This window comes from Mucilaginibacter phenanthrenivorans, assembly GCF_024721155.1.
In the GTDB taxonomy this organism is placed as follows: domain Bacteria; phylum Bacteroidota; class Bacteroidia; order Sphingobacteriales; family Sphingobacteriaceae; genus Mucilaginibacter; species Mucilaginibacter phenanthrenivorans.
Map to the genome: position 1 here is coordinate 99,936 of NZ_JAHVAP010000011.1, position 13,557 is coordinate 113,492.

Consider the following 13,557-nt stretch of genomic DNA (forward strand, 5'->3'; position numbering starts at 1 on the left):
ATCTATTGGTAGCACAAATAAACCCACTTTGCTTAATAATTCATTAAAAAATAGTTAACCAAAGCATTGTCAAAAATATTAAATGGTACTGTTCGAATAATCTAAAGCGTATACACAAAAAGCCATCCTATTGAGATGGCTTTTTATCAGATGTTAGCAGGTTCGGCGTTTAACCACCCGCCAGTTATTTTGTGAGCTCGTTTTCGTACAACACTTCGCCTTTGCAATTCAGTATCCCCAGCAAAAACACTCCGTTTAATATTATTTTAGTTATGAATTACTCCGGCTTGTAAACCAATAATTTAAAAGTTCCGGCAATTTGAGTTTTGGTTCCCTTTTGAAAGTCGGCAACCGGGAAATACAGCTTATGGGTTGATTGATCCATCGCCATAGTTTTTGCGCGATATTGGGTAGTTAAAGTTTGCAGCAGACTATAAGTGTCAGGGGTATCTTGTTTAAATATACTGGCAGTACCGTCACCGTTCGAAGCTATAACTATTTTATTTGCCGCATCGTAAATTACAGCATCAACCCCAGCTCCAATTGGTAAGGTTTGTACAACCTTGCCGGTGTTGATATCAACCACACTCATACCCTTATTTTCACGGCAAACCGTAAATAAGCGATTGTTCTTTTTGTCGAGTGCCAAGCCTGTTGGCCCCCCGCAAGGTGTAAGCGGGTAATTTTTAATCACTTTCATAGCCTTAGAATCAATCACATTCAGGCTGCTCTTATCTTCCAGGTTGTTATAAACTAAGCCGTTCCCGTCCGCAACCGCAAATTCCGGGGCTCCTCCTAATTCTATTTTATTTACTTGTTTCAATTCCCTCGGATCAACAATTACAACTGCATGGCCATCTCCTTCAAAAACAAAGATCTTTTTAGAAAACGGATCATAGATAATGCCGTCAGCATCTGTTCCCGTTATTGGTATTGTTTTAATCACCTTTAAAGTTTTAATGTCAAAGGCCACAGCGGCGTTTCCCTTACCGTCGCTGATAAAACCGCGGTTAAGATCATTAACAACCGCAATGCCGTGAACGCCCTTCATGCCGCTGATGGTGCCAATAACCTTTTCGGTTTGCAGATCAACCACGTTAACTGCGGTACCATGCGATGCGTAAAGCACATGATTTACCTGGTCGATAAAGGCATAATCGTAGCCGCCCTCGCCGGGCAGCGGAATAGTTTTATCTATTACATATTGGTTGCCCTGGGCCAATAGCTTAACAGCAGTTAAGCTTAACAAGGCAATAATACCCGTCAATGCAAAAAAAGTCTTTTTCATGTGTTTATAAATTTAGTAGTGTGTTATTTAAAGTGGTTTTATAATTAGTTTAGTCATCAGTATCCTTACCAGCCAAATTAGCCGGATACTTCTTTTTCCCTTTTGCGGCAAACCAGAGGATCCGGTTCATTACATCATCATTGCCGCCATCTATATGGTCATATTCGGGCCTTAATGAAAGCTTGGCATAATGTAAGGCTGCCCCCTTTAGTGATGATAATTTGGGGTTAACGTCATTAATCGGAACCCGATTATTTAAGGCGCTGTAGGTTTGGGCGGATGGTTTATTGGTGAAACAACTAAACATCGGCAATGCTGTAGCATCCATAATGTTCATAGGCGGGATCCCCAATATTTGTTCAATTGACCGAACAACGCAGGTTTGGTTATAATTAGTACTTACATTTCTTTTTAATACACTGTACGGACTTATTATAAAGCCTGTAGTGCGATAAGCCGAAACATGGTCCCAACCAGCCTGCGAGTCGTCCTCGGTAACAAAGATCACTGTGTTTTTCCAGAAACGGCTTTTGCTGACGGCTTCAACAATACGGCCAAGCGCAAGGTCATTATCAGCTACCATCGCATTTGGGCTTGGAAAACCAGGCCGGGTGCCCACTGTATGATCGGCGGATAAGGCCATCACCATTAATTGCGGCAACTGATCCCCTGGCTTATCTTCATATTCCTTCAGCTCATTAATAAACGCACTTGCCCGCACTTGCTCCGTAATGCGGTGCTCGTCGGATCCCGGAAAGTTTTGCGAAAGCATTGGGCGCACCCTTGATATGGTGCTGGTGTTGGTAAAACTAAACGGCTTGCCTGCTTTGTAATTATTGTAAATATCCGTCCATGTTAATTTATCATCAAAGTGTGGTATACAGGCTTCTCCATAAATCCTCACCGTCTTGCCATGATCGGCAGCATTGTTCCATATAAAGCCATTGCTGTCATAAACCAGCGCGTCTTCCTGTACGTGCGGGTAACTGCGGAACCATGCCCTCACACTCTTTTCAACATAATCAGTAACCATGGCGGCATCGGTCCATTGGTGCCCTTCGGCCGAACATTTACCTGAGGCATAATAGTTATCAAGCAACAAAAAGTTGCGGGCTAAGCTATGTTGGTTTGGCGTAATACTGTCGCCATAAATACAAAGCGATTTCATGCCGTTGCCTTCGGGCATATCACCTAAAACCTGATCGTAAGTGCGGTTTTCCTTTATAATATAAAGTACGTGATTAAATACCGACGGCTCCCCTATCCGTTCGGGCATTGGTTTTGGCGCAATGTTTTTACGCGGCAGTAATTGTGCAATCTCCTGCCTGAAGGTTAGATTTAGTTTTTTTACCCGGTCGGTATATTCCTGTAATCCTTTACCATCCGGTATTTGAATAATAGAAACTGTTGCCTTTTGATGGTGTGAGTTATAGGCGTCAACATCGCCTTTAAAAGACTCATCACCCTTTTTAAGCTCTTTACTGCTAACCCGCGATCCTTCGCCTTCCAAATTGGTAACAAAAAGGGTATTGCCGTCCAACGCTAAACCACCAGGATAGGCTTCGGTTGGGATAAATCCTTGCACCTCGCTTTTCCCAAAACCTTTTGCCGCTGCTTTTGATCCTAATTTTACAACAGCTACCGCATTATCAAGACCGTTGGCAACATACAATGTTGTTCCTGTATTATTAATTGCCAGCGCATTTGGTGTATCGCCAATAAAGCTTTTTTTGCCCGGCATCAGTTTAACAGAAATGGCATCAACGTTTTGCAGGCTGCCGGTTGAAATAACCGAAACCATATCGCTATTGCCATTGGCTACATATACAAATTGTTCGTCCGCACTGTTTATAATGGCGTTGGGATGCAGTCCCACCGGTATTTCTTTAATCACCCAACCATCCAAACCATAAACAGACACCGTTCCTGATGCGGTAGCGCCGGTTTTTGGATCAATATATGTGCTGCCATAAGGCACACCAGCGGTTTCGCGGGTTAAAGTGTCTTTGGGTTGCTTGCCGGCCCAATTGGTTACAAAAATTTTGTCTTTAACTATGGTTATCCCATATGGCGCAACACCTGTTTGCTTTGTCCAAACTGTTTTACCATCGCTAAGGTTAATCTTAACCAGCTGGTTATTACCATTTAAAACAACATATAAATAATCGATGCCGTGTTCATTATTTATTGCAACTTCGTTTGGCAGGGCCAGCGGGGCCGGGCTTTCCGGTTTAAATTCAAAAGCGTTTATGATGTTCAATTTTTCGCCATTCAGCGCCGCCTGGAACACGTATGAATGAGACTGACGCCCTTTTGCTATTGCCGCGCTCCAAAAAATATAAGTCTTTTGATCTGATTTTAAAACTTTCAGCCCTGAGTAGGTGCTCATTAACCCGCTGTACTTAGCATCGCTGTTATAAGCCCATCGTGCGGCTACCTTTTGTTTTACCGTATCTATTATAGCAATACCAAACCTGTCTTCTACAGCTATTGATGTTGTCCCGGGAATCAGTTTAACATCCATGCTATGGTTTTCATCAGCAGGATCACCAAATGTTATTACTTTACCAACCGGGTCTATTACCCTGTTATATGGCATTAATACCGGCAAAATTTTATTATTCAGGGTGCTGTCGTCATAAGCGCTATGCATGTTTAGCTGTTCGTTATCCGTATCAGCCTTATTGTTTTTGGCAGTATGGCAGGCAGCTAATGCCATAATGTTTAATGCGATAAAAAAGAAGGGAAGTTTTGTGCTTTTATACATGGGCAATAATTATTTGCCAAATATATGCTTCATCATTAAACTGCTTGTTAATAATGAAGCATATTCAGGTAACAATTAAATGTTATTTATTTGCTGATGCTCAATGTTGATTACCTTTTCCGTCGGTAGTGTAAGCGCCGATATCCTGGTTATATTTGGCATTTCCGGTACCAAAAGCCGGCGATCCGCTTTGCAACCTGAAGTTATTAGTATTTGGAAAGCCATTGGGTGCAGCAACGGTACCGTCGAACTGGACAAAAAGCGGATCATAGTTACCTATTTTTGTCGAAATAAGATCGGTAGGCTGTGGTTTACCTAACCCTGATGCGGGGTAAAAGTTACTCCTGATATCAATTTTCAAATTAGGATCCACCAAATCTGCATAGGTATCAACGGTAGCATAAAAAAGGTTATTTCCATAGGTGGTATGCACCAGGTCGCCATCGTCAAATAACTCTATCCCATGATAATCATTAACGAAAATGTTATTATAGATGTGCCCAATTGCGTTCACACCTACCGAAACACCGCGGCCGGGCTCGGCAGAACCTCTTCTCCATCCATTAGAAACAAGGGTATTGTTATAAACATAAACTTCAGTTTGCGGAAATGGGATACTTGAGCTTGTCTCCAGCTTTATACCTGATCCTGCCTGGCTAAACACTACGTTATAGGCAACGGTACCCGTTACACCTGTTTTAAGGTTGATCCCTTCGCCATCGGTACTACCTGATGAACTGATGGTATTTCTTAAAATTGTCACTTTGGCGCCATTACCCAGCGCCATCAAGTCGTCCTGGCCGTTGGTAAACCATGAGTCCTCAATATCAACATTAATTGCCTTTTTTACCTTCAGTGTTCCCCTTGCGCTACCTGATTTGTCAGGACCGCCTGTGTTATCTACATGCGTCCACTTTATGGTAATTGCCTGGGCCGTATCACATTGAAAACCGCCCCAGGTACCCGGTTTGTTGCTGTCTGAATTAAAATAAACCGGCTGATCCTTTGTACCTATTAGCTGCAGCACGCCTTGTACAGTTATCTGTGCGTTGTTTTTAACCATTACAATTGCGCCAGGCTGCGATGACAAGGTATCACCCTTCTTTACGGTAAGGTCTGCAGTCACGGTATAGGTTTTACCGCTTAACAAGGTACCCTTTACAAACCCGCTGATATTGCCGGCAGCAAGCGGATTTGCTGTGGGGATCTTTATTTTATCGAACGTGGTAAGTTCACCCTTCTTACAGGAATTGAGTGTCAGCGCTAACAACGAACCCGCTAATAGTATATAAATATATTTTGCTTTCATCTTTTTAAATTTATTATAGTGAATAACGGAAACCCAAATTGAAGCTGACGTTATAAAGATCCTTCGACTGTATAAGGTTATTGATCTTAACAGTTGTTGGCGTATTTAAAATATTATTAACCTTGGTGGTAAGCACAAAATGTTTGGTTACCTGCTTTTCGGCCGAAAGCGCTAAGAACGATTGCGGCTGCGTGTAGTAGTCATAACCATAGTTTGGATAAACAAGCGATAACGTTTTGCTGGTATAAGTATAGGCTAACTGTACAAAGGCCTTTTGTTTATCATTTTTGTACAAGAGTGACAGGTTAAACACATCCCCGGTTTGTCCCTGCAATGGCCGGCTTTGGTATTTAATTACCGGTTTACCATCTACCGAACCCGCTTCAGGTACATCCTTTGGCGATTTAATATTCGAATAAGTGTAAGTATAGTTACCAGATACGCCCAGGTTTCCGAAATATTTGCTGTAAACAATTTCGGCACCTGCTACCTTTGCTGTGCCAAAATTCTGGGGCGAGGTATTCAATTGCCCGTTGTTCGAATCATTTAAGGCAAACTCGATCGGGTTTTTGATGTCTTTATAAAAGGCACCTACAAATATTTGTTCTTCCTTTTCAGGATATAACTCGTAACGTAAATCGTAGTTATTGGCTTCGGTATGTTGCACATTTGGATTACCGGTAACATCCGTACTTTGCCCGAAGGTTGGCGTAGGCACCAACTCAAATAAGGCAGGACGCGCTATCGACTTAAAATAAGATGCTCTCAAGTTTGATTTTTCTGTCAGCTTATATTTCAGCTGCAAGCTTGGTAACAGATCGGTATAAGTTTTTTTGGCATCGCTATAAATACTTAACACCACCGGGTTGGTATGATAGCCTTGTTCCGTGCCTTCAACACGCACACCGCCTACAACGTCCAGTTTGTCTACGGTGAGTTTAAATTCACCATAACCCGCTGTTATATTTTCATACGCAGTGTAGTTGGTGGCGTCGCTTTGGTCGGTACCGGTTTGGTTATATACTATAAAATCACTTGAATAAATATCGGTGAAGGCGCTTTTCCCACCGTTGGCCGTTGGCGCGGCTTTTAATATGTATTCGTTCTGATGGTTATAACGGGTACTGTGCCTGTACAGGCCACCTGCTTTAATCTCCAGTGAACTATTGTCGCCCAGGCCGGTTTTGTATCCCAGGTTTGCCATGGCGCTCAAGTCTTTGTTGCCGCTTTTTTCCCAGATCCTGGTGATATTATCGTAGTAATCCACCGTCCTGGTAAAGTCAGGATTGATCAAGTGGTTGATAGAAAGATCGGCCCTGTCCGGAGCTTGCTGCATAGCGTTTGAATAAACACCCGACCAATCAAAAAGTAAATGTTTGTCAATAATAACATGTTTGCCGTTTAGCTTCAGGTTCTCTAAATACTGGTTTTGGATAAATGATCGGTCATCATTATAAACAGTTCCCGTGCCCGGGCCTTTTCTGCCCCCGTTACCACCTAAAATAGAAGTGTCGATGCTTAGGCGGGTTTGCGCCAACCGGGTATAAAGAAACACGTTATCAAGACTGATCTTGTTATTTTCGTCGATCTTATAATCCAAGTGACCGGATAACCCGTTATTTAACTGCTGTGTAGAATAGGCGCGGTTAGCAACATCTGATATGACCGGTTGAAAATTGCTTACATGAATATCCGGCTCCGCTACATTGAACTGGGAGTTTGTACCATAAAACTGGTTTTGGTAACTATCAGCAATAATAAAACCCAATTTATTGTTTAAAAACCTGCGGCCATAAGTAAAACCTAAAAGCGAGGTGGGCGGTGCATTTTTTTTAGTAAAGTCCAGGTTCGATCGTGAAAAATAGCCTGGGGTAGCAACATAGTTGGGGCCGAACCGTTGGGTTGGGCTCTTACTTTGCACTGCTCCCTGTTGAAAATCATCAAACTTGCGGTTAAAAAATATAGCACTATAACCTATTGAGCCATTGGCTTTAAAATATTCATATTCCGGTGCATCCTTAAAAACAAGGTTTACCGTTCCGCCAATCGCATCACCTTCCATTTCGGGAGTAAGGGTTTTGCTTACTTCTACCCGTTCTAATAAGTCGGACGGAACAATGCTAAGCGAGATAAACCTTGATACAGGATCTGGACTGGTAACCTTAACCCCGTTAACCAATGTATTGTTATAACGCGGCTCAAGCCCTCTTATAATAGCGTACGCTTCATCCGAGCCGCTATTACGTTGAATGGTTATTGCAGAAACCCGCGCCAAAGCATTCGCAGCATTGATGTCCGGTGAACGCTGCATTGCCTGTGCAGATAACACGTTGGTGATATTATCCGCATTCTTTTCCGATTTACGGGACGATGCCTCCGATTCGGCATTGGCTGCTCCATAAACCTTTACGGCTTTAAGCGATTCAGTTTTTTCGAGCAGGCTAACGTTTAGCATTGCAGACTGGCCTGCGGTAAAGGTTATTTTTCCCTCGTATTCAGTAAATCCCACATACTTTACCTTAAGCTTGTATGTTCCGGGGGCGATGCCGGATATTGAATAGTGGCCAAAGGCATCTGTTACGGAGCCACCATTCTTACCATCAAAATGGACAAACGCGCCGCTTAATGGTTCCTTGGTTTGCCCATCTATGATCTGTCCCTTCAGGGTCGCGGTTTGAGCCGCGGCAACGGACGAAAGGAAGATAAAGAGTATAAATAAGTAATTTTTAATGCTCATATAACATGTGATTTTTCACAAAGCATCATGTCAATATTGGAGAAATACTGAATAAAATAAGAATAAAATAATTGTTAACTCATTGATAATTAAAACTTAACAATACAGCTTTTTACCCCCCTAATACACAAGCTTAATTACATATTTATGCAACAATAACTTAACGGACGGAAAAGAGATTTTCAGAATTTTTATTGGGGCATTTTTTGTCTGTCTTTAAAACTACACTCTTTTTCACGCGCAATCAGGCTTGCGGGATCACTACAAACGCTCTACATCCCAGCATATTCAAGCGATGAGTAGCTACCAGGCGTTTTATTAACAAATTTTGTTTCTAATTTTAAGCTGATCAATATAAACCAAATAAAAAACCATTACTTATGAACCGCAGGATAACCGCTTCATTCGTTTCTATATGTTCAATATTACTTTGCGTTACCAGCCTGTGTGCCCAAAGCACCAAGCCTAAATTCAAAGTAATAGCCTTTTACACGGCCCAGGAAGATAAGGCACACATCAGCTTTGTGCACGAAGCTAATGCCTGGTTCCCGAAGATGGCCACTAAGTATAATTTCGCTTATGATTCCACCAAAAACTGGAGCAACCTGAACCCGGAGTTTTTATCGCATTACCAGGTGGTCCTGTTTTTAGATACCAGGCCCGATGACCCGGCTCAACGAAAGGCATTTGAAAATTACATGAAAAATGGCGGCGCCTGGATGGGCTTCCATTTCTCGGCCTTTGCGCTTACGCCTTCAAAGTATAACCAGGATTGGGACTGGTATCATAAGGAATTCCTTGGCTCAGGTCAGTATGTAAGCAACATCTGGCGGCCATCGCCTGCTATTTTGGATGTCGACACAAAATTCCCGGCAACAAAGCATCTGCCCAAAACATTCAAAACCTCGCCAAACGAATGGTACCGCTGGGAATATGACCTGCGCAAAAATCCGGATATCAGGATCCTGGCCTCAATAGATTCTGCCAGTTACCCGCTTGGCACCGGACCAAAGCAAAGTGAGATCTGGCACAGTGGCTATTATCCCGTTGTGTGGACCAATACCAAATACAAAATGGTATACTTCAACATGGGCCATAACGATATGGACTATGAGCACAAATACGACAATACCGACAAAACCCTCTCTTATACCTTCAGCAGCCCTATGGAAGCAAAGATGGTTTTGGATGCGCTGATGTGGTTGGGTGGGGTTAGAGATTAGAGATCAGTTAATCAGAGATTAGTTAGCTTCGGAAGCTGGCGCGCTATATTAGAACTTTATTAGTCGTTTACCTTTCAGCGGCGTGCTGTGAGGACACAGCCCGGGGGGAAGTGTTTTTCTTTATTAAGTTCCGGTCAACTAATCTCTGGTCTCTAATTAACTAGTCTCTAATCAACTAACTTCAGTTATTCAGCCAATAGGTAAACTTGAACACTAATCCCCTGTTTTTGACGAAGAGCGGGCGCGGCAGGTAGTTATCGGTGTAAACAATAAAGAAATCGGATGCGGGGCGGTAGCGCCATTGCAGGCGGGTATTTATGTTAATGTTTTTGCCTTGCTGGTTATATTGGAAAAAGCCGGTCAGGAAAAACTTATTGGTCATTGTAACATCAACCCGGGGGCCAACCAGCCAGAACGCTTTATTTCCCCATGGCTGCGGCAACTGCAGGTTGTTATAGGTGGTATTTACCTGGATATTTACATAGGGCTGAAAACGATAACCAACATCATTTGCCACACTTATTTTTTTGCCATTGTCGTAATAACCGCCATAATCAAGCGTAAAATCATAGGTAAACAATCTTTGAGGGATTGAGAAGTATGATATTTCGACATTGTGCCAGGTACTCTGTAATCCTACGGGTAACAGGCTCCCGGTGTAATTAGTAGGATCGTAAGGCTGCAGCAGCTTTACATAATCGCGCTCCACAAGGCCGGTTAAAGTGCTTTTGTTCCTGAACGTTATCAGGTACGAAAGGAAGGCCCGGTTGTCTGTTGGGTTAAACGAGCCATCATAATAATCAGTAAGGTTAAGCTGCGGACCATGGCTCAGGATAGCGCCATGGGTAGGAAAAAACAGGTACCCGATGTATGGATTAAGCTTGATATACCCTTGCCGCGGCACATAGCCAACGCCAGCGTTATAGTTTGCACCCACCACCTCATACTGCCCCCCAACGGCCCAGTACTTATTGGCGAATTGCAGGTTGCCAGCTTGTGTAAAGTCGTGCCCCTTTTTATCAGGACTGAATGACTTTAGCGCCAGCACCTTACCCGTTAATAAATTGTCGGACGAGGCGATGTTATACTCCAATCCAAAGTTGCTGTTGTATTTGGTATCTGCCGGAGTTGCCGACGCTGATGGCGGGTAATTAAAGGATTGTTTATTCACAAACAGGAAACCAATATTGGAACGGGCGAAGATTTTTCGCTGTAAGGCAATCATGGTGAAGTTTTGAGCAGGGACACCTGTTTCCTGGTTACTGTTGGTTTGCATGTCCATTATGCTAATACGCCAGTTTTGATCAAGCTTCCCGCTTAATCTTGCCCCGCCAATAATCGTGGATGTTAAACCTATCCGCCGTGAAAAAAATGGCCTGATGGATGCATAACCGAAGTTATTGAACTGGTCGCCGTTCTCCAGGAAGAACTGCCGGGTTTCCGGATAGAACAACTCATAACGACTTAAATTAGTTACCTGCTTATCGGCATCTACCTGCGAAAAATCCGGATGCACGGTAAGATCGAGGTTCAGGGCTGACGAGATGGCTATCTTGGCGTCGCCTCCTGCTTCAACGTGGAAGACGGCATTTTTATGATTCGCGTAATCTTTGGTCACCCCTGTTAGCAAGTATGGTACGATAGCAATATTCGGCCCGGGATCGGGCGGTGGCGTATCCCAAACCAACGTACCTGTATAAGCTAATGATGCCGTAGGGAATTGCCGTGGCACAGGCGTCCAGCTTGATTTTTCGGTGGTACGCAGATCATTCCTGCTGAAATTTATACCCCATTCCGAAATCCCCTTTTTATACCTGATGGATTTAAAGGGAATAGATGCCTCAAAAATATATTTATCAGGATAGTCCTTTACCGCCGAAACCCATTTGTTAGTCCAGCTAAGATCAACCTTGCCTCCCTCGTACATGGTGCCATCCCACTCCGCTCCTACAGCATTCGAACCAAATGAATAGCCATTCGTTTGGTCATTATAGGTGTCCATAAAGAAAATGAAGTTGTCATTCTTTAGAAAAGAAAAATCCCGTTTTAGCGATTCTACCATACTCTGGCCGGGAAAGGCTTTATAACATATGGCAAGGATATAAACGTTCTTATCGTCATAAGCCATCCTCACTTCTGTTTTAACTTTCGCAAAACTCGTATCCATCGGCAGCACCATCCTAAAGTTGCCGGCAACCTCTACATCCTGCCATGCAGGTTCATCCATAATCCCGTCTATTTTAACAGCAGAAGTTAACCTGTGAATATGATATTTAAACTGGCTGTTTTTCTTTTGAGCTAAAAGATTCAGGCAAAATAATAAACAAATTGCAAGTAAAGGTCTAAACTTCAAAGCCGGTGGTTTTAATAATTATGGCGCTGTTTGCGCTTATTTTTGTTCTAATATAATCTATGTTTGGATTACTTTGGATTAAAATTGGTTATTCGCCCTTTATTCTGGTACAATAAGGGGTCAAAAAACCCTAAAATCGCCCCGAAAATGTCTAAAATGTTAACAAATAAGCCTATGTTGGTATTTATTGAACTTTTTTTGAAAAAAACGTGTTAAAATGTGTTAAAAAATTAGTCTTGTATTCCCATAGAATATATATTTGTGTAATTATTATTTTCGTTCTAACCAACTAGTTCTTTATGATAAATAATGAGGTCAGTTACTACAAAAAAGAGAGAGCGCCCGCTTCCTCTTTTTTTGTTTTATAGCCTTTTTTTTCTGTACGTAGAAGCTCTCTGCGGCAGTCTACGTCGCTACCACAAAAAGCCCCTTATCAGGAGGCGCTTTGTAAACCCTTAAATTTTAAATCACGTATTGTATCGTAAATCCTGATGTATAACGGATGTGTTATATCTTAAGCCTGAGCCGCCGCCTCTCAAGGAAGCCCGTAATAAAAATGGTTATAAACGCAATAGCGATCGACCGGAAAATACCGCCAGCGCCTGTGTTAAAGAAATCCGGGTAATTAAAGTTGATTAGCGAAAAGAAGCCAACCATTAAATACGGTATCAAATAACAGGTCAATGTGCTGGTGCCTGCCGGTTTAATAATTTTAAACCAGCTTTCCTTTCCTTTCACATCAACCAGCCATATCAGCAGTTCAAATAATAAAATGCCGATACCTGCACATATAAAGATCCATGCAGGCGTCGAATGAATTTTGGAGATCCCCTGGGTATATGGGCGTACAAAAAAACCAAGGCCAATTAAAGCAATGCCGGCCACAGTAAATACCTGCCACAGCCATTTATAACTTCCCTTAGCTATTATTTTCGCATACAGCAATGATACTACCACCCCAAACATCATTAAGGACGCACATGACCCATCCTTAATTATCGGGATCCGCAGATGGAATACCCTGCCATGAACGATAAGATTTATGGCTACCAGCAAAACCAGTGCAATAACAAGACCTGTAAAATTGCCCTTTACCAACAGGTATATTCCCGCACATACCAGGTATGCCCAACCTATTAGGCCGAGAATGCCCCACCATGCCGGATCCAGCCAGCGCGTTCCACCCTCTTCGGCGTTGCCTTTGTATAAAATCCCGAGAACGATCAGGGTTACAATGCCGATGCCCATCAACACGTAGCGTTTTGTTTTAGCCATAGTTTCGGGGTAATCAAGCCATATTAAAAAGAAGCTGATTGTCAGCAGCAATTCCCAAACCGGCAGAGGCAGCAGTGCCTCCTTGCTGTAATCTTCCATGTTTACATGGAAAAAGCCCATTACTATTAATGCGAACGACCGCAACAATATATAAACCGCAATTGACTTAAAGGAATTTCCCTTATCAATGCGCCTGCCGATAGCCAGCGGGATTGACAAGCCTGCTATAAAAAGAAATAATGGAAATACGGTATCAGCAAAGTGCATTCCGTCTTCATTGGCCTTTACGTGATCGATCCATTTGGGCACATGGCTAACGCCGCTAAGATCGTTCACAAAAATCATGAAGAACATATTAATGGCGCGCAGCACATCAATTGAATGAAGACGTTTTATTTGGAACATTGCTCAGGTTTTAATCAGCTTTAAAATAGTGATTTAAATATAAGCGGTATGATTCAAATATTTATGTATCGTTTATGTTATAATTGCAAAAGATGGAGATCTTTTTAAAAAACATTACCGAAGTATCAGGTAAACAGGAAATTCAAGTAGTGGATTTGTAGTGCGGGATACGCGATGCACAAAGCGAGAGTTACCGGCTA

General features: G+C 42.6%; 7 protein-coding genes. 1 reads left to right on the plus strand and 6 read right to left on the minus strand.

The features are described from left to right. Positions 1 to 277: 277 nt before the first annotated feature. The 4 genes from KXD93_RS23845 to KXD93_RS23860 all read right to left on the minus strand — a co-directional run bounded on the left by KXD93_RS23845 (position 278) and on the right by KXD93_RS23860 (position 8,101). On the minus strand, positions 278 to 1,288 hold the full coding sequence (locus tag KXD93_RS23845; protein ID WP_258139907.1) for a YncE family protein: 1,011 nt from the start codon (positions 1,286 to 1,288) through the stop codon (positions 278 to 280). Positions 1,289 to 1,337: 49 nt separating this feature from the next. After that, positions 1,338 to 4,055 carry a bifunctional YncE family protein/alkaline phosphatase family protein gene (locus KXD93_RS23850; protein ID WP_258139908.1) on the minus strand — a complete coding sequence of 906 codons (2,718 nt, stop codon included), beginning with the start codon at positions 4,053 to 4,055 and terminating at the stop codon, positions 1,338 to 1,340. A gap of 100 nt (positions 4,056 to 4,155) precedes the next feature. Beyond that, positions 4,156 to 5,364: a right-handed parallel beta-helix repeat-containing protein gene (locus KXD93_RS23855; RefSeq protein WP_258139909.1), complete on the minus strand. Its 1,209-nt coding sequence runs from the start codon at positions 5,362 to 5,364 to the stop codon at positions 4,156 to 4,158. Between the two features lie 13 nt (positions 5,365 to 5,377). Continuing rightward, positions 5,378 to 8,101, minus strand: a complete 2,724-nt coding sequence (locus KXD93_RS23860; protein ID WP_258139910.1) for a TonB-dependent receptor — start codon at positions 8,099 to 8,101, stop codon at positions 5,378 to 5,380. A 380-nt stretch (positions 8,102 to 8,481) separates the two neighbouring features. On the opposite strand from KXD93_RS23860, the gene KXD93_RS23865 reads away from it, so the two are divergent. Then, positions 8,482 to 9,324, plus strand: coding sequence for a ThuA domain-containing protein (locus KXD93_RS23865; RefSeq protein WP_258139911.1), 843 nt, complete (start codon positions 8,482 to 8,484; stop codon positions 9,322 to 9,324). Between the two features lie 181 nt (positions 9,325 to 9,505). Here the strand turns inward: KXD93_RS23865 and KXD93_RS23870 are convergent, their stop codons facing one another. Together KXD93_RS23870 and KXD93_RS23875 are read right to left on the minus strand one after the other, a co-directional pair. Beyond that, positions 9,506 to 11,677: a carbohydrate binding family 9 domain-containing protein gene (locus KXD93_RS23870; RefSeq protein WP_258139912.1), complete on the minus strand. Its 2,172-nt coding sequence runs from the start codon at positions 11,675 to 11,677 to the stop codon at positions 9,506 to 9,508. Between the two features lie 507 nt (positions 11,678 to 12,184). Beyond that, positions 12,185 to 13,357, minus strand: coding sequence for a DUF5009 domain-containing protein (locus tag KXD93_RS23875; protein WP_258139913.1), 1,173 nt, complete (start codon positions 13,355 to 13,357; stop codon positions 12,185 to 12,187). Between the last annotated feature and the right edge of the window lie 200 nt (positions 13,358 to 13,557).